Source organism: Yoonia sp. SWMV100 (assembly GCF_056108365.1).
The window spans coordinates 163,023-185,503 of the sequence record NZ_JBWBAQ010000004.1 but is presented as its reverse complement, the minus strand read 5'-3'; the positions used below and the strand labels follow the sequence as shown (position 1 = coordinate 185,503).

The 22,481-nt window shown below is 55.6% G+C and carries 23 protein-coding genes and 1 riboswitch; of the genes, 6 read left to right on the top strand and 17 right to left on the bottom strand.

Going from position 1 to position 22,481, the window contains the following annotated elements:
• Positions 1-48 precede the first annotated feature (48 nt).
• The 6 genes from ACXJGX_RS09930 to trmB all read right to left on the bottom strand — a co-directional run bounded on the left by ACXJGX_RS09930 (position 49) and on the right by trmB (position 7,946).
• Positions 49-1,092 (bottom strand): PAS domain-containing sensor histidine kinase, encoded by a 1,044-nt coding sequence (locus tag ACXJGX_RS09930; protein ID WP_474781153.1) that lies wholly within the window; start codon positions 1,090-1,092, stop codon positions 49-51.
• A gap of 457 nt (positions 1,093-1,549) precedes the next feature.
• Positions 1,550-3,223, bottom strand: a complete 1,674-nt coding sequence (gene rpsA / locus ACXJGX_RS09925; protein ID WP_474781151.1) for a 30S ribosomal protein S1 — start codon at positions 3,221-3,223, stop codon at positions 1,550-1,552.
• 325 nt (positions 3,224-3,548) lie between these two features.
• Positions 3,549-4,934, bottom strand: coding sequence for a KAP family P-loop NTPase fold protein (locus tag ACXJGX_RS09920; RefSeq protein ID WP_474781149.1), 1,386 nt, complete (start codon positions 4,932-4,934; stop codon positions 3,549-3,551).
• Positions 4,935-5,172: 238 nt separating this feature from the next.
• Positions 5,173-5,781, bottom strand: coding sequence for a (d)CMP kinase (locus ACXJGX_RS09915; RefSeq protein WP_474781147.1), 609 nt, complete (start codon positions 5,779-5,781; stop codon positions 5,173-5,175).
• Positions 5,778-7,130 carry a 3-phosphoshikimate 1-carboxyvinyltransferase gene (gene aroA, locus ACXJGX_RS09910; protein ID WP_474781145.1) on the bottom strand — a complete coding sequence of 451 codons (1,353 nt, stop codon included), beginning with the start codon at positions 7,128-7,130 and terminating at the stop codon, positions 5,778-5,780. The genes ACXJGX_RS09915 and aroA overlap by 4 nt, the downstream gene beginning before the upstream one ends.
• Positions 7,131-7,232: 102 nt before the next feature.
• Positions 7,233-7,946: a tRNA (guanosine(46)-N7)-methyltransferase TrmB gene (trmB, locus tag ACXJGX_RS09905; protein WP_474781143.1), complete on the bottom strand. Its 714-nt coding sequence runs from the start codon at positions 7,944-7,946 to the stop codon at positions 7,233-7,235.
• Here trmB and ACXJGX_RS09900 point away from each other — a divergent pair.
• Positions 7,945-8,259, top strand: a complete 315-nt coding sequence (locus ACXJGX_RS09900) for a hypothetical protein (protein WP_474781141.1) — start codon at positions 7,945-7,947, stop codon at positions 8,257-8,259. The genes trmB and ACXJGX_RS09900 overlap by 2 nt on opposite strands.
• Before the next feature lie 15 nt (positions 8,260-8,274).
• Here ACXJGX_RS09900 and metK read toward each other — a convergent pair whose 3' ends face one another.
• From metK to miaB, 6 genes are all read right to left on the bottom strand, one after another.
• Positions 8,275-9,456, bottom strand: coding sequence for a methionine adenosyltransferase (gene metK / locus ACXJGX_RS09895; RefSeq protein WP_474781139.1), 1,182 nt, complete (start codon positions 9,454-9,456; stop codon positions 8,275-8,277).
• A 6-nt stretch (positions 9,457-9,462) separates the two neighbouring features.
• A riboswitch (SAM-SAH riboswitch) is annotated at positions 9,463-9,510 on the bottom strand.
• Between the two features lie 32 nt (positions 9,511-9,542).
• Positions 9,543-11,030, bottom strand: coding sequence for an apolipoprotein N-acyltransferase (gene lnt / locus ACXJGX_RS09890; protein ID WP_474781137.1), 1,488 nt, complete (start codon positions 11,028-11,030; stop codon positions 9,543-9,545).
• 1 nt (position 11,031) lies between these two features.
• A complete protein-coding gene (locus ACXJGX_RS09885; RefSeq protein WP_474781135.1) occupies positions 11,032-11,919 on the bottom strand; it encodes a transporter associated domain-containing protein in 888 nt (295 codons plus the stop codon).
• A 30-nt stretch (positions 11,920-11,949) separates the two neighbouring features.
• Positions 11,950-12,441, bottom strand: a complete 492-nt coding sequence (gene ybeY / locus ACXJGX_RS09880) for an rRNA maturation RNase YbeY (protein WP_474781133.1) — start codon at positions 12,439-12,441, stop codon at positions 11,950-11,952.
• Complete coding sequence (locus ACXJGX_RS09875) at positions 12,438-13,451, bottom strand: PhoH family protein (RefSeq protein WP_474781131.1); 1,014 nt, start codon at positions 13,449-13,451, stop codon at positions 12,438-12,440. Before ACXJGX_RS09875 ends, ybeY begins: the two co-directional genes overlap by 4 nt.
• A gap of 92 nt (positions 13,452-13,543) precedes the next feature.
• Positions 13,544-14,860, bottom strand: coding sequence for a tRNA (N6-isopentenyl adenosine(37)-C2)-methylthiotransferase MiaB (gene miaB, locus ACXJGX_RS09870; protein ID WP_474781129.1), 1,317 nt, complete (start codon positions 14,858-14,860; stop codon positions 13,544-13,546).
• Between the two features lie 75 nt (positions 14,861-14,935).
• Between miaB and ACXJGX_RS09865 the strand changes: the two genes are divergently transcribed.
• Complete coding sequence (locus ACXJGX_RS09865; protein WP_474781127.1) at positions 14,936-15,832, top strand: hypothetical protein; 897 nt, start codon at positions 14,936-14,938, stop codon at positions 15,830-15,832.
• Here the strand turns inward: ACXJGX_RS09865 and ACXJGX_RS09860 are convergent.
• The 3 genes from ACXJGX_RS09860 to irrA form a co-directional block, all read right to left on the bottom strand.
• Positions 15,771-16,316 (bottom strand): REP-associated tyrosine transposase, encoded by a 546-nt coding sequence (locus tag ACXJGX_RS09860; protein WP_474781125.1) that lies wholly within the window; start codon positions 16,314-16,316, stop codon positions 15,771-15,773. The two genes, ACXJGX_RS09865 and ACXJGX_RS09860, sit on opposite strands and share 62 nt — an antisense overlap.
• A gap of 66 nt (positions 16,317-16,382) precedes the next feature.
• A complete protein-coding gene (locus ACXJGX_RS09855; protein WP_474781123.1) occupies positions 16,383-17,102 on the bottom strand; it encodes a hypothetical protein in 720 nt (239 codons plus the stop codon).
• Between the two features lie 101 nt (positions 17,103-17,203).
• Complete coding sequence (gene irrA / locus ACXJGX_RS09850; protein WP_474781901.1) at positions 17,204-17,620, bottom strand: iron response transcriptional regulator IrrA; 417 nt, start codon at positions 17,618-17,620, stop codon at positions 17,204-17,206.
• 147 nt (positions 17,621-17,767) lie between these two features.
• Between irrA and fabA the strand changes: the two genes are divergently transcribed.
• Entirely contained in the window at positions 17,768-18,277 is a 510-nt protein-coding gene (gene fabA / locus ACXJGX_RS09845) for a bifunctional 3-hydroxydecanoyl-ACP dehydratase/trans-2-decenoyl-ACP isomerase (RefSeq protein WP_474781121.1), read from the top strand.
• Between the two features lie 57 nt (positions 18,278-18,334).
• On the opposite strand, the gene ACXJGX_RS09840 is transcribed toward fabA, so the two are convergent.
• Complete coding sequence (locus ACXJGX_RS09840) at positions 18,335-19,012, bottom strand: Crp/Fnr family transcriptional regulator (protein ID WP_474781119.1); 678 nt, start codon at positions 19,010-19,012, stop codon at positions 18,335-18,337.
• A 120-nt stretch (positions 19,013-19,132) separates the two neighbouring features.
• Between ACXJGX_RS09840 and ACXJGX_RS09835 the strand changes: the two genes are divergently transcribed.
• From ACXJGX_RS09835 to ACXJGX_RS09825, 3 genes are all read left to right on the top strand, one after another.
• The gene (locus tag ACXJGX_RS09835) at positions 19,133-19,561 is read left to right on the top strand and encodes a hypothetical protein (protein WP_474781117.1); all 429 of its coding nucleotides are present in this window, start codon (positions 19,133-19,135) and stop codon (positions 19,559-19,561) included.
• Between the two features lie 164 nt (positions 19,562-19,725).
• Entirely contained in the window at positions 19,726-20,955 is a 1,230-nt protein-coding gene (gene fabB, locus ACXJGX_RS09830; protein ID WP_474781115.1) for a beta-ketoacyl-ACP synthase I, read from the top strand.
• A gap of 3 nt (positions 20,956-20,958) precedes the next feature.
• Positions 20,959-21,771: an enoyl-ACP reductase FabI gene (locus ACXJGX_RS09825; RefSeq protein WP_474781113.1), complete on the top strand. Its 813-nt coding sequence runs from the start codon at positions 20,959-20,961 to the stop codon at positions 21,769-21,771.
• Positions 21,772-21,966: 195 nt separating this feature from the next.
• Here the strand turns inward: ACXJGX_RS09825 and ACXJGX_RS09820 are convergent, their stop codons facing one another.
• Positions 21,967-22,401 (bottom strand): FKBP-type peptidyl-prolyl cis-trans isomerase, encoded by a 435-nt coding sequence (locus ACXJGX_RS09820; RefSeq protein ID WP_474781111.1) that lies wholly within the window; start codon positions 22,399-22,401, stop codon positions 21,967-21,969.
• Between the last annotated feature and the right edge of the window lie 80 nt (positions 22,402-22,481).

The window sequence follows — 22,481 nt, the reverse complement described above, 5'->3', positions numbered from 1 at the left end:
CAAGACAAGGGTGGCACGCCGCCCTTGTCTTAAACTGGTGACGGCAACCTACTGCGCCAGGGGCATCGTAAAGGTGAACACCGTTTTCTCTGCGTCTGATGTCACGCTCAATGTGCCATGATGACCTGCCGCGATCTTGCGGGCGATAAACAATCCCAACCCCAGACCCTGTTGTGCTTCGCGGGCGTCTGCGCGCGTGAACGGGGCAAACAGCATTGACATCGCTTGTGCCGGGATCGGGTTACCGCGATTGCTGACAGAAAGAACAAAATCGTTGCCCACTTCGCGCGCAGCCACATGAATGGGCTGATCATCGGCACCGTGCGTGACTGCATTGGACAAAAGGTTCGACAGCAACTGCGCGATGCGATCAGGATCGACCCGAAGCATTTCTGCAAAGTCATATTCTTCAACAATCTGCACATCGCGATGCGCCATCCGGATTTCTTCGACCGTATGTTCCAAAACGGATTTCATGTCCGGCTGGTTTTCCAGCGTCATCGCCAAACCGCCACCCAGACGCGCACGCGCGAAATCCATCACATCAGAAATCAGATGCGCCATACGACCAAGTGACTGCTGGGACGCTGCAATATACTCTTGCGCCTTTTCGGATTGCGGCTCGTGCGAAATCAAACGCAACGCCGACCCCACAGCTGCCACAGGGTTACGCAAATCATGGCCCAGCACGGCGATAAACTGTTCGCGAAACCGCGCTTCTTCCTCACGGGTTTTTAACGCCGCCTCGTTTTGCTTTTCGACGGTGACGTCGCGCGCGTTGCAAAAATAAAATATCCCGTCTGGGATCGCGTTCCACGACAGCCAACGGTAGCTCCCATCGACATGGCGATATCTGTTTTCGAACTTTAGTGCGGGAATGCCTCTTTGGATATTCAAGAAGGCTTCTTGTGTGCGTTCCACGTCATCAGGATGCAGGAACTCTAAAAACGGCCGCGATTCGATTTCTTCGGGCATATATCCCAGCGTGACCTTCCAAGCCGGATTCGTGTGCCGAAACAAACCGGCTGAATCGAGAATGCCCAAAAGATCAGGTGTTACACGCCAGGTAACACTGCCCTTATCGATTTGCATTGGCAAGATATAGCATCCTCATCCTAAATTGTATTCCCGTTTAACCGTAAATTCAGCGGCTGCAAAACATTATTACGCTGCAAGGCTCACAGTTTAGTGGCATGTTCGTAATGCGATGTCGGATTCTGCTCACGAAGTGATACGTACAACGTCGCGCCTGATCCGAATTGGGTAAACATCAAGACCGATCCATGGATTTCGCCCCGACCAAACAGGCTGGTTTGATGTTCTCTTGCCGGAACACCCGTCCAGCATCTGGTCACAGGGGCCAGCGCATTTGCTGGGGCATCCGCCACATCACGTTGTCAGCGCCTTCGCGAACCAATTTTTGGTTACGGTGTGTATGCGGCGTGCGCTTCGCATGCACCACCTGTTTTCGTTCCAGAATTGTCATGCACAAAAAACCCCGCCGCAGTGTCCTGCGGCGGGGTCAATTTCGTACGAGGTCAGCGGTGACTTATTCGTCGCGCTTCAGTGCGGCACCCAAGATATCGCCCAAAGATGCGCCAGAGTCGGACGAACCGAACTGCTCAACAGCTTCTTTTTCTTCTGCGATTTCACGGGCTTTGATCGACAGACCCAGCTTGCGTGTTTTTGCGTCGATGTTGGTGACGCGCACGTCAACCTTGTCGCCAACGCCGAAACGCTCTGGGCGCTGCTCGGCACGGTCACGTGACAGATCAGAGCGACGGATGAAGGATTTCATGCCTTCGTAGTCAACTTCGATGCCGCCGTCTTCGATCTTGGTCACTTCAACAGTGATGATCGCACCGCGCTTTGTACCGCCAATGGTTTCAGCGAACGGATCGCCGTCCAACGCTTTGATCGAAAGCGAAATACGCTCTTTCTCTACGTCGACTTCAGCAACCTTAGCTTTCACGATGTCGCCCTTGCGGAAATCACCGATGACGTCTTCGCCACGGCCTTCCCATGTCAGGTCAGACAGGTGAACCATGCCGTCGATGTCGCCTGGCAGGCCAACAAACAGACCGAATTCGGTGATGTTTTTGACTTCGCCTTCAACTTCGGTGCCCTCTGGGTGGGTCTCAGCAAAGACTTCCCATGGGTTGCGCTGTGTTTGCTTCAGGCCAAGGGAAACGCGACGCTTTGCAGAATCGATTTCCAGAACCATGACTTCCACTTCTTGCGAAGTAGACACGATCTTGCCGGGGTGTACGTTTTTCTTTGTCCAAGACATTTCAGAAACGTGAACCAGACCTTCAACGCCAGCTTCCAGCTCAACAAATGCGCCGTAATCGGTGATGTTGGTTACGCGGCCCTGATGAACCGAACCAAGGCTGAATTTCGCTTCGACTTCATCCCATGGATCTGTCTGCAGCTGCTTCATGCCAAGGCTGATGCGGTGGGTTTCTTTGTTGATCTTGATGACCTGTACCTTGATCGTCTCACCAATTGTGAGGATCTCGGATGGGTGGTTGACCCGGCGCCATGCCATGTCAGTCACGTGCAGCAGGCCGTCAACGCCGCCAAGGTCCACAAACGCACCGTATTCAGTGATGTTCTTGACCACGCCGTCAACTTCTTGACCTTCGACCAGACCGCCGATGACTTCGGCACGCTGCTCTGCACGGGATTCTTCAAGGATCGCACGACGCGACACAACGATGTTGCCCCGACGACGGTCCATTTTCAGGATTTGGAAAGGCTGCTTGAGGTTCATCAACGGGCCAGCGTCGCGCACGGGGCGGACATCAACCTGAGAACCGGGCAGGAACGCAACAGCGCCGCCAAGGTCCACTGTGAAACCACCTTTGACGCGGCCGAAAATGGCACCGTCAACGCGGATTTCGTCAGCATATGCCTTTTCAAGGCGATCCCAAGCTTCTTCACGACGGGCCATTTCACGCGAAATGACAGCTTCGCCGCGGGCGTTTTCAACCTGACGCAGGAACACTTCGACAGTGTCGCCAACGTTGATTTCCGCATCTTCGCCTGGGTTTGCAAATTCTTTAAGATCGATGCGGCCTTCCATCTTGTAGCCGACGTCGATGATCGCTTGGCCCGCTTCAATCGCGATGACCTTGCCTTTGACAACCGAGCCTTCAGCCGGTGTGTCCATTTCGAAGCTTTCGTTCAAGAGTGCTTCAAACTCTTCCATTGTATTAGCCATGTGGCAGCTTTTTCCTAATCTAGTCTTTTATACGGGCCGAGCGGTTGTCTCCGCCGGTCTTTCAATTTCAGTTGGTCTGGGCACGTCCACGAACATAAAACAACAGGGCCGGTTCAATACCGACCCCGCTCAAATCTCACGCCCGCACCTGTTTTCGGCACTTCGACAGGGCGGCGTATAGGCCCGTTTTGTTAAGTTTGCAAGGGGTTTTGACTCTTTTACGGACCGTAATCACTCAGTAAATCTATCAAAATATCCCACCGCGCCCGCCCCGTGGGGGCGGCTCGGGCGCTGCCAAATCGAAGATTTGGCAGCATCAATCCTGCTAAGGTGTATGATCGTCATTTGCGCTTGAATAGACGGCGTTAAGGACGCTTTCATGCAGAGGCAAGTATACTTTTGCAAGAAACGCCAATTTTGCCCAATCATAATATTCTTGGTTGTCGTCAGGCAAGTTGTAGCGTTCGCGTGCTAGGCCTAAAAAATCTTTCCCATTAGTTTGTACAAACTCACTGTAACTGTTACTCTTTCCAAATCCATCGTCACCGAATTTTTTGCCTACTACAGAAGTTAGACGTACTCTCTTGAGCATGTCTTCAGCGATTTTTTGGTGTCCGGCCACATCCCGAAACGCCAAAAATACTAGTAGTGGCACGTCCAAGTACAGGTGACCGTGACACCGCAGCGCAATCTCAACTTTCATCAGCACACGTTTGATTTGGCGCATTGAGAGGCCACTTGCCGGAGAGAGCTTCTCGGTTAGTTCCGCGGCAAAGTCTCGTGAAAAGACATGACTATCACCAAAAGGCTTAAAAACAGGAAACGTTTCCAAAAGAATTTGGGCCGCCGCTTTGCCCAAAATCGCATCATTCCGGGGCAGCGCCAAGCGAATATCAACGAATTTATCTAAATACCGCTCGCCCACTTCCGAGCTTCCATGCTGACGATTTGCGATGCGCTCCAAATAGTCTGCATTCACCATAAGAACGAAAACAAAGCCCTTTTGGTGAAACACCAACTTCATCGCCTCAAGTAGCGCGATAGCATATTCAGGATGGCAGCGATCCAATTCGTCAATTAGGACGACAATTCTCTTGTTTGACCTTTTTGCGGTGAGGGTTTCAAACAACGCAGTTAATTGTTCGGGCAGTTCCTTGGTGCGTGCTTCATCGGCACGCAGCTGATGTGCGATCACCCCCGCCAGGTATTCTGATACCTCGGTGCCCACATCGGACATCACTTGATCCAATGTTTTTCCAGAATCAGTCGATGCGTTATCTTGATTGTGAAACGATTCAGCAATTTGATCCGCCGCATTGCGGACAAGTGCATTCACAGCGATCTTCGCACCCACCGAGCCAATCTTTTTCACGGCACTTAGGACCTTCTTGCGGCGCTCGGGCTCGCTCTTCGGTACTAGACCCAATAACGCAGCCAAGAAGGTCACAACTGGATCGCCTGAATGATCAGACTGCTGCGAGTCGATCTCCACCACAACTTCGCCTTCGTTGCGCAAATGCTGCGCCCACGCCTTACGAAAGAACGTTTTTCCGTGTCCAAACCGGGCCTCGATAGAAATGACTTTTGACTCCGGCCGACTTTCGTCCGCGTTGATGGACTGGATCAGCCGTGTGTATGTCTCACCGATTGCTTTGTACCCCAATAGGTCTTTGGGGTTTTCCCAAGGGTCGTGGGGTGGATCGTTTAACATGAAAAAACCAATCTAAATTCTTTGCATGAGCATCTCCAACACACTCAATAATTGCAATGCCAATCCTAGCGCACGCCCCACTAACCGCCCTCCCCGACCGTAAAACCACACAAGGTGTCATACGCTGTGCCGATGCAAAGCCGACATTTTGCCGACATCATATTTCTCATATTTTTATGAAAAAGCGCGCGTCAACCCGCCCAAACTTTGCGCGGGCATGGCACAGCGCCGTACGGTGTTAACCCAATCGCGCCTGCACGACCGCAACCGCCTTGGCCACGGCCTGTTCGATCGTCATGTCAGACGTATCAATCAGCACCGCATCATCGGCAGCGATCAGTGGCGCAGTGGCCCGGCTGCTGTCGCGCGCATCCCGTTCTTTAACATCCGCCAAAACCTGATCCAGCGTGATGTCCATGCCCTTGCTTGTCAGTTCTTTGAACCGCCGTTCGGCCCGACATGCCGCACTGGCCGTCACAAATAATTTCGCGCCCGCATCAGGACAAATCACCGTCCCAATATCGCGGCCATCTAAAACGGCGCCGCCAGACCGGCCCGCAAATTTCCGTTGAAAATCTACAAGCGCGCTGCGCACGTCGGCGATCACCGCGACCTCACTGGCGGCCTGCGCCACAGCGGGTGTGCGCAGGCTGTCATCCTCAAGATCAACCGGATCAAGCGCCCGCGCGACCGTGACGGGGTCACCGCCCGCCAGCACCTTGGCGCCCACAGCCCGGTACAGCAGCCCCGTATCCAGATGTGCGAATCCAAAATGCGCTGCAACCGCCTTGCTGATCGTGCCTTTGCCAGCGGCCGCGGGCCCGTCGATGGCGACAGTGAAAATCACGCGTTTGCGCGCACGATTTGTGCACCAAGGTTGGCCATCAGTCCCTCAAAAATCGGGAAAGAGGTGGCAATCGGCGACCCGTCATCAACCGACATCGGCTTTTGAGTGGCCATGCCCATGACCATGAACGCCATCGCAATCCGGTGATCCAACCGGCTGGCCACAGTGACCCCGCCCGGCACATTTCCGTGACCCAGTCCAGTAACCTTCCACCAGTCCGGGCCTTCGTCCACGCTTACGCCCGCCGCGCGCAGGCCCTTGGCCATCGCGTCGATCCGGTCGCTTTCCTTGACGCGCAACTCCTTGACGCCCTGCATATCGGTAACACCCTTAGCAAAGGCCGCGACAACTGACAGCACAGGATATTCGTCAATCATGCTCGCCGCGCGCGCAGGCGGCACCGCAATGCCCCGCAGGTTCGGCGAAAATTTTGCGCGTAAATCCGCAACAGGCTCACCACCCTCTTCACGCATGTTTTCATAGGTCAGATCCGCGCCCATTTCCTGCAACGTGGTGAACAAACCGGCGCGTGTGGGGTTCAGGCCGATATTGGGGACCAACACATCTGATCCGGGCGTAATAATCGCCGCACAGACAGGAAACGCCGCCGAAGACGGATCGCGCGGCACAACAATCGTTTGCGCCTGAAGTTCGGGCTGACCGGTCAACGTAATGACACGGCCCTCGTCGGTTTGTTCAACTGTCAACGTGGCGCCAAAACCCTGCAACATACGCTCGGTATGGTCGCGGGTCGCTTCTTTTTCAATCACCACGGTTTGACCGGGCGCATTCAAACCCGCGAGCAAAACTGCGGATTTTACCTGTGCCGACGGCACCGGCACAACGTAGCGCACCGGCACAGGGTCCGCAGCACCAACAATCGTCATCGGCAATCGGCCGCCCTGCCGGCCCACGGATTGTGTGCCAAACAACGCTAACGGATCAGTCACACGGCCCATCGGACGCCCGTTCAGGGACGCATCGCCGGTAAATGTCGCGGTGATGGGCGACGTCGCCATCGCCCCCATAATCAACCGCACACCTGTACCGGAATTGCCGCAATCGATCACATGGTCAGGTTCCGCAAATCCGCCGACGCCCACACCCTGCACCGACCATTCGCCTCCGCCATGGTCGGTCACAGTCGCACCAAATGCGCGCATGGCCTTGGCGGTATCCAGCACGTCCTCACCCTCAAGCAGGCCCGTGATGCGGGTCTCACCCACGCACATCGCCCCCAAAATAATCGACCGGTGTGAAATCGACTTGTCGCCGGGCACATGGGCCTCACCCTTTAGGGGGCCGCAGGCGCGGGACGTCATGGGAATCGGGGTGCCGTGACCGGACATATAACTTTCCTTTACTAACCTTTGGCGTCTTAGCGCAGCGTCGCGAGGGGGTCCACTGTTACCCTCGCTTTGTTCAAAATACTCCCGCCGGAGGCGCCAAGATCACAGCCGCCGGAAGGTCAGATAGTGCGGGGTACGACCTTCACGCAGGGCTTTTTGCTCGTAACGGGTCGAAATCCAGTCGTTCCATGGGTCGCGCCAATCCGTCGGCCCTTCGGCCAGCCATTCAAATCCGGCGGGGGGGACTTGCTCCAAGGTCTGGCGCACATAGTCGGTGATGTCGGTCGCCACGCGCAACTCGGCCCCCGGCTTCATCACACGGTGCAGCGGCAACAGGTGTTCTGGCGTCACGAAACGGCGGCGGTGGTGGCGTTTTTTGGGCCATGGGTCGGGATAGTTCAGAAACACTTTGCTTAGAGTCTCGGGCGGTAAAACATCAAAAATATCGCGCGCATCGCCCGGATGAACGCGCAGGTTATCCACCCCGGCTTGCCTAATCTTGCCCAACAGCATCGCCACACCGTTCACAAACGGCTCTGCGCCGATAAGGCCGATATCAGGATAGGTCTTGGCCATGTGCACCAAATGCTCGCCGCCGCCGAACCCGATCTCAAGCCATATTTCCCTGCCAGGGAATACCGATTGCAGATCGATCGGTGTGCGGTCGGGATTTTCTTCCCAGCTGATGGCACCCGGCGACAGTGGCCCCAAGTCATTTTCCAGATATTCATTCTGGTTCGGACGGATCGTCTTACCCCGAAACCGGCCATAAAAATTGCGCCATGGTGCGCCCGAAGGATGTCTGTCATTTTTCATGGCGTTGCCTTACCAAGCCGCGCGCGGCGGCGCAATTGGCTCTATTGCGCAGAACAGCTGCCACTTTGCGCTGTTATCGGGTTGGATACCACATCGCCGACTGCGCTTGCCTTGTCGGAACGGCGAAAACGGGGTGTCCCCAATCTCATCGGTGCGCAAATACGTGCAGTCGGGCAAATTGCGTCTTTGGTCCGTGGGTTTTGATGAAACCCGATTGCACCACCAAGGCCCGTCAGAACACGGCCAGAACGCAACAGGCGTGACCAGTCAAAAGACAGCCACGCCTGCGTTGAAATCGCTTTCAAAAACCTAGGGCAATGTTTTTGCGTTAAACGGCGCGACGCAACGCATCCGCCAGATCGGTACGCTCCCAGCTAAAGCCGCCATCGGCATCCGGTGCACGGCCAAAGTGCCCGTAGGCGGCTGTGCGTTCATAGATCGGTTTGTTCAGGCCAAGATGGGTCCGAATGCCGCGCGGCGTAAGATCCATCACTTGGGCCACAGCGCGTTCGATGTCTTCTGGACGCACTTCACCTGTTCCGTGTGTGTCTGCATAGATCGACAGCGGTTTGGCAACGCCGATCGCATAGCTCAGCTGGATTGTGCAACGCTCTGCCATGCCTGCTGCCACGATATTTTTCGCAAGATAGCGCGCAGCATATGCCGCAGAACGGTCCACTTTGGTTGGATCTTTGCCTGAAAATGCGCCGCCGCCATGCGGGGCCGCACCACCGTAGGTGTCAACAATGATTTTGCGCCCGGTCAGACCCGCATCACCATCCGGACCACCAATCACAAATTTTCCGGTCGGATTTACCCACCAAGACGTGTTTTCAGTGATAAAACCTGACGGCAATACTTCGCGAATATAGGGTTCGACAATAGCCCGGATATCATCACTGGTCTGATCGTCGTCGCGATGCTGGGTTGAAAGAACAATTGACGTCACCTCGACCGGCTTACCGTCTTCATAACGGACAGAGATCTGGCTTTTTGCATCCGGGCGCAGGGTGGGTTCTTCACCTGATTTACGGACTTCCGCCAACCGGCGCAGAACCGCGTGTGCATATTGAATCGGTGCAGGCATCAGCGCGTCGGTTTCGGTCGTCGCGTAGCCAAACATGATCCCTTGATCACCGGCGCCTTCGTCTTTGTTTTCGCTCGCGTTCACGCCTTGTGCGATATGCGCGGATTGCTCGTGCAGCAGGTTGGTGATGTTGCACGTTGCGTGATGGAATTTGTCTTGCTCGTACCCGATGTCTTTGATGCAGGCGCGCGTAATTTCTTCGACGCGGCCCATATATTCTGTGAGCTTGGATTGATCAGACAGCCCAACCTCCCCACCGATCACGACCTGATTGGTCGTCGCAAATGTTTCACACGCGACGCGTGCCTCGGGCTCTTGGGTCAGAAACGCGTCCAGTATCGCGTCAGAGATGCGGTCGCAAACCTTATCAGGGTGCCCCTCGGAAACGGATTCCGACGTAAAGATGTAGTTCTGTCGTGCCATGGGAAGTGCTCCATTGAATTTAGCTGTCACGTCAGGAAGCCGTTGTGACAGAATGACCCCCGGCATACGTGCCGCAGGTGGTCGCGTCAATCACTTCTGCGCCGCAAGGCCAGATAACCCATGGTCGTTAATAAAATGAGCAACACAGCATGCGGCCATTCCCCCATGCGTGCATAAAATGTCACGGGCCGGGCGGCAGGCAGCGCAACATCCAGTGTGCCCGATGTGTTCAACGCCAGCGACGCGACAATGCGTCCTTGTGGATCAATCATGGCGCTGATGCCGGTGTTGGCGACGCGCACCATGGGCAAACCCTGTTCGATAGCACGCAGGCGCGCCTGTGCGAGGTGCTGGTAAGGTCCAGCGGCCTCTCCAAACCACGCGTCATTTGTGATCAACAACAACAGCCGGGGCCGTTCGCCATCACCACCGTCGATTTCTTCGGCAAAGATGCCTTCGTAACAAATCAGCGGCACCGCACCGCCGATGCCCGGCAGTTGCACCGGACCCGCTGATTGACCGCCCGCGAACCCCGCACCGTCAGCTGTGGCAAGACCATGAACGCCCCACCTGCTGAGCATATCCCCAAAGGGAACATATTCGCCAAACGGCACCAGATGTCTTTTGTCGTAAACGCTCTGAATGATCCCGCCCTGCCCCATCACCACAAGACTATTGTAATAACGGAACGCGTCATCGCGCCGCTGGATTCCAAACACCAGTGGCGCGCCACGGGCGGCATCCGACAGCAGGCTTAGGTCGGATTGCACATAATTAAGCAGATACGGCACCGACGTTTCAGGCCACACCACAAGGTCAGGCACCGCGCCCTGCCCGGTCAACGCGACCAAATGGTTCAGGAAAAATGCGCTGTGGTCCGGGTCCCACTTTTGATCTTGCGGCGCATTCGGTTGGACAAGACGTACGATAGGACCGCTGTTATCCACCGCCGCTGAGGGACGCAGCAGCGGCGCGAGCAGCAAAATCGCGATCAAAATCGCGCCACCCATCATGCGGGTGCCGCTGATCAACGCCATCACCGCCCATGCTGCCATCACGGTGACAAGCGTCAAAAGATGGGGGCCACCATAGGCCGCCAACTGCGCCCACGGAGTTGGCACCCAGATATGGCCCAGCAACGCCCACGGAAACCCGGTAAAGACCAAGGATCGCGTCAGCTCTGCCCAGCATAGCGCAAGACCAAGCGCGAGGGTTGATCGTGGCAGCGCACGATCCGCCAGATAGGCAAAACCTGCCCAAAACAGCGCCGCGCCTGCCGCCATCAACGCCAGCGCAAACGGTGCCATCCAACCATAGCGCCCGGCATCAATCAAAAACGGTTCAACGATCCAGCGCAGCGTAAACGCAAAATAACCCAGCCCAAGGGACAAGACATGAAAAGCGGATTGGCGGGGGCTGCGCGATGTCGGGTGCATGAACAGCATGAACGCCAGCGCGAGGATCGTGGCAGGCCAAAGGTCAATGGGCGCCTGACCCAGTCCGGCAATGACCCCGACCACGCAAAAAACGATAAAACGCACCCATCCCGGCAGCGCCGCAAAGCGCAACCGCATGCTAACTTTCCATCGCGCTTGGTAACCGGACACGCAAGCGTTTGATGCGGCGTGGATCTGCGTCGACGACTTCGAACTCCAGCCCGTCAGGGTGCAAAATGACTTCGCCGCGCGCAGGCAAATCGCCGGACAGCATCGTCACCAACCCACCCAATGTGTCGATTTCCTCTTCGTCGATGTCATCATGATCGGTCAGGTTAAACCCAATTTCGGCCTCAAACTCCTCAAGCTCGGTCCGGGCTTGCGCCATGTAAACGCCGGGCTTTTCCATGTAGAAGCTTTTGACTTCTTCGATGTCATGCTCGTCTTCGATTTCACCAACCACCTGTTCGATCAAGTCTTCGATCGTAACGAGACCATCGGTGCCGCCGTATTCATCAATCACCAGGGCCATGTGAATGCGTTCTGCTTGCATCTTTTGCAGCAGCACCCCCAAGGGCATGGAAGGCGGCACATAGATCAACGGACGCAGCATATCGCGCAGGTCAAATTCCGGGCTATCACCATTAAAGCCGTGACGCAGCGCAAAATCTTTGAGGTTGGCGATCCCAAGAGGCGTGTCCAACGTGCCGTCAAAAACCGGCAGACGTGTCAGGCCGCAGTCCCGGAAAACTTGCACCAAATCATCTTTGCCAATGGTTACAGGAACCGCGACAATATCCGTTTTTGGAACGGCCACGTCCTCGACCCGCATACGGCGCAGGTTCAGCATCCCCAGAACAGACCGTGTCTGCGGGTTCAAGAGCTGCGGAGAGTCACGGTGCAAATCAGGGGGCGTCTGTGCACGAAACACTTTATTAAATCTGGCTAAAAACCCAGGGTTGTCGTCATTTTGGTCCAGTTGCGCGCTTTGCGCAGCACTAGATGGACCGTCGCCGGTGTCGTCCATTTCATCCTTACCTATGTGGGTCGACTGACCCTACTCTTCCCTATATGGGTCACGAACCCCTAGCTTGCCAAGTATCTGTGTCTCCAAATCTTCCATTAAGGTGGCGTCTTGGTCACGTTCGTGGTCAAATCCCAGCAGATGCAGGGTGCCATGCACAAGTAAATGAAGCGTGTGGTCAGACATCGCATTCCCTGCCTCTTCCGCCTCGCGGGCACATGTTTCATAGGCGATTGCGATATCGCCCAGCTCCGCATCTATCGGTAACGCCGGGGCATCGGGCATGTCACCATCCGCTTCAGCGCCGCGTTCATCCGACGGCCAGCTCAGTACATTCGTCGGCGAAGGTTTGCCGCGAAAGTCAGCATTCAGTGCTGAAATGCGTTCATCATCACAGGCCAAAAGACTAATTTCGAACGTGTCAGGGTCGTAACCCAGATGCTTGAGCGTGGCATCACAGGCGATCTGCGCCAGGCTTTCGATATCAGCCCAGCGCGAATCTTCGATTACACAATCTACGGTCACTGTTCTGCGTCTTTTTCATAGGCCTCGATAATCGCCGCGACCAGCGGATGGCGCACGACGTCCTTCGAGGTGAAATAGCTAAAGCTGATCTTGGGGATGTGTTTCAGCAGGCGCTCTGCCTCCCATAGGCCCGAATTCACCCCGCGCGGCAAATCGATTTGCGTGCGGTCGCCGGTGATCACCATCCGCGACCCTTCGCCCAAACGGGTCAAGAACATCTTCATCTGCATCGTGGTGGCGTTCTGGGCTTCGTCCAATACCACAAACGCGTTCGACAGTGTGCGGCCCCGCATAAAGGCTAAAGGCGCGATTTCAATCACCTTTTCTTCCATCATTTTGGCGGCCTGTTTGCCCGGCAGAAAATCGTTCAGCGCGTCATAAAGCGGCTGCATATAGGGATCGACCTTGTCCTTCATATCGCCGGGCAAGTAACCCAATTTCTCGCCAGCCTCGACCGCGGGACGCGACAGAATGATCTTGTCGACATGACCGCTGATCAACATGTTCACACCGACAGCCACGGCAAGATATGTCTTACCCGTCCCTGCCGGGCCAATACCAAAGGCCAGTTCTTTGTCGAACAGCGCTTTCACATAGGCCTTTTGCGCGTCAGTGCGCGGTTCGACCAGTTTTTTGCGGGTCTTGATTTCGACACGCTGCGCCTCGCCTTTGAACAGCTCGGTCTGTTCGGACGGGCCAGCCGGACCGCGCACCGATTCCGGCCCCATGCGCAATTCGCGGTCGATATCACCGGGATCCAGACTGCGCCCGGCCTCAAGTCGCCCATAGAGCGATTTCAGCACCTCTTGGGCCGTTTCGCGCGCGGAACCATCGCCCAAAACAGAAAGCTGGTTGCCACGGCGCACAATCTGCACACCCAAACTATTTTCGATCGTTGTTAAATTGCGATCATACTCACCGCAAAGATTTATCAGCAAGAAGTTGTCAGGAAATTCCAAAGTGATTTCGGTGACAGTGTCAGCGGGTGGGGTGAGGGCACCTGTGGCCAAACGGCTCTCCTTTGAGTCTGTATAAGGCCAGATTGGCAAGGGAATGCTGCGGGTGCAAGAAGAGATCGGGGGAGTCACGAAAAAGGGATGCCTTAGGCGGGCGACAACAGTTCGCCTTTCAACGAATTCGCGCTGTCGTCTACAATTTTCACGCGGCGCACCGTGCCCAGTACATCCATCGGGGCCGCAGCGTAGACCGCATGCAGATATTCGGATTTTCCGATCATTTGCCCGGCTTCGCGGCCTGCCTTTTCGAACAGCACCTTCACCTCGCGGCCGATCATTGACGCTTGGGTTGCCTGTTGTTGTTCGCGCAACAGCGCCTGAAGGCGCTGGAGGCGGTCGTTCATCACATCCTCGGGCAACTGCGGCTTTTCAGCTGCGGGTGTGCCGGGGCGGGTGGAATATTTGAACGAATAAGCCTGCCCGTAATGCACGTCGCGGACCAGTTGCAGGGTCGCTTCAAAATCTTCTTCGGTCTCACCGGGGAAGCCCACGATAAAATCACCCGACAGCAAAATGTCGGGACGCGCCGCGCGGATACGTTCCAGCAAACGCAGATAACCCGCAGCGGTGTGCTTGCGGTTCATCGCCTTCAGAATACGATCCGACCCCGATTGCACGGGCAAGTGCAGATAGGGCATCAATTTTTCGCAGGTGCCGTGGGCTTCGATCAGGGCGTCGTCCATGTCGTTGGGATGGCTGGTGGTAAATCGGATACGTTCCAAGCCTTCAACCTTGTCGAGCGCCCAGATCAGCCCCGCCAAACCACCGTCATGACCGTGGTAGGCATTGACGTTCTGGCCCAGCAACGTGATTTCGCGCACGCCTGCCGCAACCAGTTCGCGTGCTTCGCGCAATATTCGGTCAGCAGGGCGCGACACCTCGGACCCGCGCGTATAGGGGACAACGCAGAAGGCACAGAACTTGTCACATCCTTCTTGCACGGTCAAAAATGCGGTTGGACCGCGTTTGGCTTTGCTGCGGCTTTTCAGCGTGTCGAATTTGTCGTCTTCAGGGAAATCCGTATCCAGCGCCTTGGCCCCGGTTTGTATGGCGTCATCCATTGCGGGCAGCCGGTGGTAACTTTGCGGACCCACGACCAGATCAACCATCGGCGCACGGCGCATAATCTCTTCGCCCTCGGCTTGGGCCACGCAACCTGTCACACCGATTTTCACATCGGGGTTCAGGTCTTTGAACACCTTCATCCGGCCCAATTCTGAATAAACCTTTTCGGCGGCTTTTTCACGAATGTGACAGGTGTTGAGCAGAATCATATCTGCGTCATCGGGCGTTTGTGTTTCCACATACCCCTTGCCGCCCAGCGCTTCGGCCATCCGTTCGCTGTCATAGACGTTCATCTGACAACCATAAGTCTTGATAAATAGCTTTTTGGGGGCGGACATGGCGGGTTCTCGGCTTTAAGGGTCAGGGCGTCTTCTAGCGGTTTGGGGGTGTGCTTGCAATGCAGGCCAATTTACATGAGGTTGCAGGCCATCACAGCGGATTTCACGACCATGCACTATGCCAACCTTGCGGCCCTCGCAGCAGACCATAAAACTGCCCTGAAAGGGCCTGTTGCGTTGATCCTTGTCGAGGACACCACCGAGGTCGGCAGCACCGTAAAACATCACGCTGATCTTGGATTTGCCAATCTTGTGCTTTTTTGCCCGCGTGATTTCACGTTGCCCGCAGGTATGCCCGCAAACGTGCACCGGGTCGATTTTGATATCACAGCGGATGATGCTTTGCAGACCATTGTGAATACCGTCATCGCCGCCGCCCCGACCCAATGGCTGTTTTACTGCTATAACGCGGAATATCTATTTTTCCCGTTTTGCGAACATCGTGCGGTCACCGAGGTGTTGACCTTTATGTCCGAAGAGCGCCGCGATAGCGTGATGACCTATACCGTGGACCTTTATGCGCGCGACTTGGACCAGTCGCCTGATGCTGTGAATGTGGCGGATGCGTATTTTGACGGGACTGGGTATTACGCCTTGGCGCGCACGGACGATCAGGGTGAAAATCTTGATCGGCAATTGGATATATTTGGCGGGTTACGGTGGCGGTTTGAAGAACACATTCCAAAAAACCGGCAAAGGCTAAACCGGTCATCCCTGTTTCGTGCGCTTCCAAACCTGAAAATGCTGCCTGATGGCAGTCTTAGTGCACCCGAACACAACACAGTGTCCTGTCCATGGCATCATAATTTGACAGCGGCGACGGCGTCATTCCGGACGGCCAAGGCCTTGCGCAACAACCCGGGAAGTCGTCATGCTATTGCGAACTTTTACGCGCTGAATTCAGTGCCGTTTACATGGACATCACAGCAGCTTCTGGAGATTGGCCTGATTGAACCAGGGCAGTGGTTCTAAGCGGCTGTTGATCACGTTCCACCAGCCGCGCATGCAAAGAGCAAAATTGCCAGTCCGACGGTTTACGCACGAGGCCCGCATGAACCGGCGCAAAGTGGATTTGGTGCATATGCAAATCAAAGTCTTGTTGATCCCTGATCAGGTGTTGCTGCACCCCGCGCTGCCAAACGTCATGTGCGCTGCGAAAACCACGGTCCGCCGGCAAATCATCACGCGCAGGGAGATGACGCGAAAACGTAGATTTGATCAGCCGCCAGCGTTTCGCGCAGTCAGTATCGCCTGCAGGCAGCGTCCAGATCATATGCAGGTGCGACGGCAGAATCACGGCCGCGTCAATGGCAAATGGCCACCGTCGCGCACAAACCCGCACTGACGACCGCAAAAGATCCACCTGTCTGACCAGCGCGTCCGATTGCAGGTCAAGCAGGCGCACCGAAAAAAAGTAGGTGCCGCCAGCCACAAAAGTCTGTTCAAAATTTGCCATGAGACCATGCTGCAACGTCGCGGTTAATTTCAGGTAAACCACGATAACCACGCGGTGGATCGCTGACTATGATTGAACCCTGTCCTCTTGGTCGGCGACCGGCAATCCCACCAAACGTACCAGCGCAATATCCGCCTCGCCTTTCACAAGCCACGACAAACCAAAGGCCCAGATACCAAAGGCTTCGAACCAGAAAACGACATTGTACCTGACCACCGCCAGCTGAAGCGCGCCACCGCCGAATATCTTGACGACGGAGGCCAGCGTGATCCCGACCAATGCAGCTAAAAGAACCCAACCACACGCGATATAAATATACCGCCTGCGGGTTCTTGCGCTGCGCGAAAATTTCGCCAAACAAAACACGGCCAAACAGCTAAAAAATACCAACGCAGATGCATAGTGAAACATCGGGCTGACATCGATCCCGACAACGTTTTGGGTCATGGTCGCTATCTCGTGGGTTGGGCTTTCGTTCGGAAACAGGGCCACGCCAAAGGCAGCCACACCGGCGATTGTGCCTAACCAATCGTCGTCAATCACGTCACCCTCACGGCGTCCGTATCCGCGATAACAAATCAAAAACACACCAATCGCACAAAGCGTGCCCACAAAAATGTCGCGGTAGATTGTGTGATAAAAGTCGCTGATCGAAGGTTCGATACGCTGATAATCGTTCAGCCCACCAATAATGAGCACCATCGGCATCAGCATACCCAACACACCAAGAGCGGTGCGGACACGGTGGTAAGACAAGACCATATCTTCGCGTTGTTTTTCGGACATCGCCAACCCGTATAATATAACTATAAAATACAGCCAGCATGAGACAGTGCATCAAAGCAGACAAGGTCAGGCAAACCTGACCTTTTCGCACGCATCACATTTTACTTGCGTCGCAGCCGGATCACCACATCCACAGACGCAATTTCCGCCCCATATGGCGCATGCGGCACCCGTGCGATTTCCAGCTGGTCGGCAGGTGCATCCGTGAGGACAGCGGTGTCTTCCCAGTAAAAATGCGGATGATCCGTCATGTTTGTGTCAAAATAGCTTTTTGACCCATCCACGGTAATTTCGCGCACCAAACCCGCATCACAAAACGCGCGCAGCGTGTTATAGACGGTTGCAAGCGACACTTTTTCGCCCGCGGTCAAGGCTGCCTCGAACAGGCTTTCGGCAGTGACATGACGGTCTTGACCATCGCCCACAAGCAGGCTGGCAAGAGTCATCCTTTGCCGGGTGGGCCGTAATCCGGCCCCCGCTAACCAGTGTGTACTGCGCTCTGTCACGTGATCGGTCATAGTCGCCCGTTCTTTGCCTGCCCCTTCATATGGCATGATTGCATTGATTATCAATTGAAAATGGTCAATTGCGTCGCAGACTTGCCCTTATAAAGCTCAGGGTGGTAGAGATTGCAGAATGTAGCAGTTAAAAATGAGACCACCGAAATGGCCCAGTACCCCAGTAGTTTTGACAAAGAAGACCTTTTGAAATGCGCCCGTGGCGAACTTTTCGGTCCCGGTAACGCACAGCTTCCTGCCCCGCCGATGCTGATGATGGATCGCATTACCGAAGTATCGGACGACGGCGGCGCGCACGGCAAAGGGCATATCGTCGCCGAATTTGATATCACGCCTGACCTTTGGTTCTTTGATTGCCACTTTCCCGGCAATCCGATCATGCCCGGCTGTCTGGGTCTTGATGGCCTGTGGCAGTTGACCGGCTTTAACCTTGGGTGGCGCGGCTGGCTGGGGCGCGGGTACGCATTGGGCGTTGGCGAAGTCAAACTGACTGGCATGGTGCGCCCTGACCGCAAGATGCTGACCTATAAAATCGACTTCACGAAAGCGATCCAAACCCGCCGCCTGACAATGGGCGTCGCCGACGGCATCGTCGAAGCCGACGGCGAAGTGATCTATCAAGTCAAAGACATGAAAGTCGCGCTGAGCGAGAGTTGATAATTGGGTTTAGCGGCGGAACCAATCCTGCGCCGCTAAACGCCGCCAATCGCCAGGTTAGATCAACGGGCGTGTCATCGGTGTGCGGTTGCTTTCAAGCTGCGCAATCTGGCACAGACGCTTGTAGTCTAATATATTCAATGACCCGTTGCGCCAGACGGCAATATCTTGTTCGCGCAGCACCTTCAGTGTTTTGTTCGTGTGGACCAGCGACAAGCCAAGAGCGTCTGCCAGATCCTGCTGCTTGTAGGGCAATGGCATCTTTGCTTTGACAATCATGCCCAACGCGGCCGCACGATCATGTAATTGCACAAACGCGCGCGCCACGCGTCCAATCCCGTCCATACGTCCTAAAATAGCCAAGCTTTCCCCAAGCAAGTGTTCTTCCACTGCTGCGATCCACGTCAAATCAAAAGCGCGCTCTGGATGATCACGGAACATCGTCCACAGCATTTTACGATCGAAAACGCATAATGTCATCGATGTTGTGGCCTCGACCGAATGCTGCATTTCCCCCATGACACCCGCTTGAAGTCCGATGAAATCACCGGGCAGCACAAAATTAATCACCTGCCGTTCGCCCGATGGCAGCGTTTTGTACCGCAACCCCATACCGTCCAGCAGGGTGTATAGCTGGGGGCTGTTGGCCCCTTCCATCATCAACGTCGTTCCTGCGTTGACTTCAAGTTCACCCACCTTGAATTTCTGCATGAAAGAAATTTCAGGGTCGGTCATGGGATCGAATATTGATCGCGTCCGCAAAGGACAATTTTGGCATCGGATAGTCACAAATAAATCCTCGCTACTATGTCATAGTTTAATGCGCCAAACCCAAATCTGTTCCACGCAGCGGGAATGATTTATCCAAATGCCAGCAACAGCGACGCGTATTCCAATGCAACGGCACCCAAGACGCCGGATGTACCTTTATTTCTTGTGCAAGAAACCGATGCTTTGGTTGCGGACGATATCATCGGGTCGCTGCGCGCCAAGGGCCAATGTCGCACGATCTACGCAAGGCACCCCGAAGATATTGCCCCGGCCCTTGTCGGAGAGCCGCACCTGACGGCCGCAATTTTAGAAATACCGTTTGCATCGGTTTTAGCGATGCAACTGGATCAGGCGCTGATCGCGCTTGGGGCGCGGATCATTTTGACAGCGGGGGCCAACGATGAACCCGATGTACGTGCTGCGGGTTGGGGTATGTTGGTGCGCCCGTTCACCGAACAGATGATCCACGATGAATTAGCCGCCCCCATCGTTGCAGTTGACGCAGGCGCATAAGCCTGCGCTGCCTGATGGCGTGAACATCCAGTGCGATCTGCCCGCATCAGTGTCCGGCGGTCGCACCGATTTTCGTCGTCGCTGTGGTCTGAGCAACCATACCTGCTTGCCCCCGCCCCCACTGCTGCCTTACAAAGCACTAGCAGTATAAAGGGAGAGCGCTTATGCGTCGCGTCGTCATCACAGGTTTGGGGATTGTGTCCCCGATTGGGAATAACGCCGAAGAGGTCAAAGCCTCTCTGATGGCAGGTAAATCCGGGATCGTGGCTTCGCCGGAAATGGCGGAACATGGTTTCCGCAGCCAGATCGCCGGCACGGTCAAGCTCGACATCACAGAACATGTCGATAAACGTGCGCTGCGGTTTATGGGACCGGGTGCGGCCTATGCCTATATTGCGATGGGGCAGGCAATCGCTGATGCGGGGCTGGATGAGGACACCGTTTCGAACGTGCGTACGGGTCTGATTGCTGGTTCTGGCGGCCCATCGACATCGGCAATGTTCGCCGCCCATAACGTGGTAAAAGACACCGGCGCGACCAAACGCATTGGGCCGTTCGCTGTGCCAAAATGCATGTCGTCGACCATATCCGCGAACCTGTCGACACAGTACAAGATCAAAGGCATCAACTATTCCATCACATCCGCCTGTTCAACAAGCCTGCACTGCATTGGCAACGCGGCAGAACAGATCATGATGGGCAAGCAAGACGTGATGTTTGCAGGCGGCGGCGAAGAACTGGACTGGACACTGTCGTGCCTGTTCGACGCAATGGGCGCAATGTCATCGAAATACAATGACACCCCCGAAAAGGCATCCCGCGCATTTGACGCAAACCGTGATGGCTTCGTAATCGCAGGCGGTGGCGCAATTCTGGTGCTAGAAAGCCTAGATCACGCCCAAGCACGCGGCGCGAAAATCTACGCCGAGGTCACAGGCTATGCCGCGACATCCGATGGCCACGACATGGTCGCCCCGTCTGGTGAAGGCGGCGAGCGCGCGATGCGTCTGGCACTGCAAACCCTGCCAGAGGGCCGCAAGATCAGCTATATCAATGCCCACGGCACATCGACGCCCGTTGGCGATGTGGGCGAAATCGAGGCCGTGCGCCGGGTATTCGGCCAAGGGACAACACCACCCGTATCTTCGACCAAATCCATGACCGGACACAGCCAAGGTGCCACAGGCGCATCCGAGGCTGTCTATTGCCTGCTGATGCTGCAAGACGACTTTATCGCGCCGTCGATCAATGTCGAAACGCTGGACCCGGCGCTGGATCCGGCCGAAATTGCCACGACCCGCGTGGATAACGCCGGGCTTGATACAATTATGACCAATTCGTTCGGCTTTGGCGGAACGAACGGGTCTATGTTGCTTTCTAAATTCAAAGGCTAATTCATGACCATTACATTGAACGGAAAACGCGGCCTTATTATGGGCGTCGCAAACGAGCGTTCCATCGCGTGGGGTATTGCCAAATCCATGCATGAAGCCGGTGCAGAACTGGCGTTCAGCTATCAGGGCGAAGCCTTTGGAAAGCGGCTTGAGCCGTTGGCCGCATCCGTCGGGTCAGATATGCTGGTAGACGTAGACGTCACGGACGAGGCCAGCATGGATGCCGCCTTTGCGATGCTCAAGGACCGCTGGGGTACGCTCGATTTTGTCGTGCATGCCATCGCGTATTCCGACAAGAACGAGTTGGCAGGTCGGATCGTGGATACCAGCCGCGCTAATTTCCAGACGTCGCTGACGATCTCGTGTTATTCGTTCATCGACGTTGCAAAACGCGCGTCTGCATTGATGCCGGACGGTGGCACCTTGTTGACACTGACCTATCAGGGCGCAAACCGCGTGACCCCGTTTTACAACGTGATGGGCGTGGCCAAAGCCGCGCTAGAAAGCGCCACGCGATATCTCGCCAATGATTTGGGACCGCAGGGTATCCGCGTTAATGCGATCAGCCCCGGCCCCATGAAAACCCTTGCAGGTGCCGCGATTGCTGGCGCCCGCCGCACGTATAAGCACACCGAACAAAACGCGCCGATGCGGGCGAATGCGACCCTCGAAGCGGTGGGTGGCACGGCGGTTTACCTTGCATCAGATGCCGGTGCATTTACGACGGGCGAAATTATCCGCGTCGACGGCGGCTTTCATGTTTTGGGAATGCCGCAGCCGGATAATCTGGTGATGCCGCAGGCTGACAAATCATAGCGTTTGGTGGGCCTCGAACGGCATAAGTACCGGGCTGCAGATCAGGCCGGACCAAAGGCGTGTTTGACGACGCTATTTAAGATGCGAAAGTATGTGTTGTTGAACGCCACACGCGTGCGATGCGGCGTTCAAGCGATTTAGGACCGATCCGTGGACCCCCGACGCATGCGAAGCCCCGTTTGATCCACCAAGGGATCAGGCGGCGTCGATCCCGACCATTTCGATTGCAAAGATCAGGTCTTTGCCGGCCAGCGGGTGGTTCGCGTCAAGCGTGACCTCGGCCTCGGTGACTTCGGCGACCGTCACATTCACGACCTGCCCCTGCGGCGTCTGCATTTGCAACTGCGTGCCAAGATCAAGCGGAATGTGATCGGGGATTTCGGCACGCGGCACGGATTGCAGCGCATCAGGGTTGGTGTCACCGTAAGCATGTGTGCATGGCACTTCGACGGTTTTTTTGTCGCCGACGGTCATTCCGGGGATGGCCACGTCAAGGCCAGGAATGATCTGGCCGGAACCCACAACGAATTCCAGCGGGTCGCGCCCTTCGGAGCTGTCGAATGTTTCACCGGTGGTCAATGTGCCGGTATAGTGGATGCGAACTGTGTCGCCTGATTTTGCTTCGGTCATGTGAAACCTTTCGTTTTTTCCTTTTTCGTCGCGCGCAGGCTATGCCCCCGCACAACACATTGCAAATCGGTTTCCCCCTT

Excerpts from the sequence above, each read along its gene's own strand:
- ACXJGX_RS09930 (WP_474781153.1), bottom strand. The coding sequence starts at position 1,092 with ATGCAAATCGATAAGGGCAGTGTTACCTGGCGTGTAACACCTGATCTT.
- rpsA (WP_474781151.1), bottom strand. The coding sequence starts at position 3,223 with ATGGCTAATACAATGGAAGAGTTTGAAGCACTCTTGAACGAAAGCTTC.
- ACXJGX_RS09920 (WP_474781149.1), bottom strand. The coding sequence starts at position 4,934 with ATGTTAAACGATCCACCCCACGACCCTTGGGAAAACCCCAAAGACCTA.
- aroA (WP_474781145.1), bottom strand. The coding sequence starts at position 7,130 with ATGTCCGGTCACGGCACCCCGATTCCCATGACGTCCCGCGCCTGCGGC.
- ACXJGX_RS09900 (WP_474781141.1), top strand. The coding sequence starts at position 7,945 with ATGGCGTTGCCTTACCAAGCCGCGCGCGGCGGCGCAATTGGCTCTATT.
- trmB (WP_474781143.1), bottom strand. The coding sequence starts at position 7,946 with ATGAAAAATGACAGACATCCTTCGGGCGCACCATGGCGCAATTTTTAT.
- metK (WP_474781139.1), bottom strand. The coding sequence starts at position 9,456 with ATGGCACGACAGAACTACATCTTTACGTCGGAATCCGTTTCCGAGGGG.
- lnt (WP_474781137.1), bottom strand. The coding sequence starts at position 11,030 with ATGCGGTTGCGCTTTGCGGCGCTGCCGGGATGGGTGCGTTTTATCGTT.
- ACXJGX_RS09885 (WP_474781135.1), bottom strand. The coding sequence starts at position 11,919 with ATGGACGACACCGGCGACGGTCCATCTAGTGCTGCGCAAAGCGCGCAA.
- miaB (WP_474781129.1), bottom strand. The coding sequence starts at position 14,860 with ATGTCCGCCCCCAAAAAGCTATTTATCAAGACTTATGGTTGTCAGATG.
- ACXJGX_RS09865 (WP_474781127.1), top strand. The coding sequence starts at position 14,936 with ATGAGGTTGCAGGCCATCACAGCGGATTTCACGACCATGCACTATGCC.
- ACXJGX_RS09860 (WP_474781125.1), bottom strand. The coding sequence starts at position 16,316 with ATGGCAAATTTTGAACAGACTTTTGTGGCTGGCGGCACCTACTTTTTT.
- ACXJGX_RS09855 (WP_474781123.1), bottom strand. The coding sequence starts at position 17,102 with ATGTCCGAAAAACAACGCGAAGATATGGTCTTGTCTTACCACCGTGTC.
- irrA (WP_474781901.1), bottom strand. The coding sequence starts at position 17,620 with ATGACCGATCACGTGACAGAGCGCAGTACACACTGGTTAGCGGGGGCC.
- fabA (WP_474781121.1), top strand. The coding sequence starts at position 17,768 with ATGGCCCAGTACCCCAGTAGTTTTGACAAAGAAGACCTTTTGAAATGC.
- ACXJGX_RS09840 (WP_474781119.1), bottom strand. The coding sequence starts at position 19,012 with ATGACCGACCCTGAAATTTCTTTCATGCAGAAATTCAAGGTGGGTGAA.
- ACXJGX_RS09835 (WP_474781117.1), top strand. The coding sequence starts at position 19,133 with ATGATTTATCCAAATGCCAGCAACAGCGACGCGTATTCCAATGCAACG.
- fabB (WP_474781115.1), top strand. The coding sequence starts at position 19,726 with ATGCGTCGCGTCGTCATCACAGGTTTGGGGATTGTGTCCCCGATTGGG.
- ACXJGX_RS09825 (WP_474781113.1), top strand. The coding sequence starts at position 20,959 with ATGACCATTACATTGAACGGAAAACGCGGCCTTATTATGGGCGTCGCA.
- ACXJGX_RS09820 (WP_474781111.1), bottom strand. The coding sequence starts at position 22,401 with ATGACCGAAGCAAAATCAGGCGACACAGTTCGCATCCACTATACCGGC.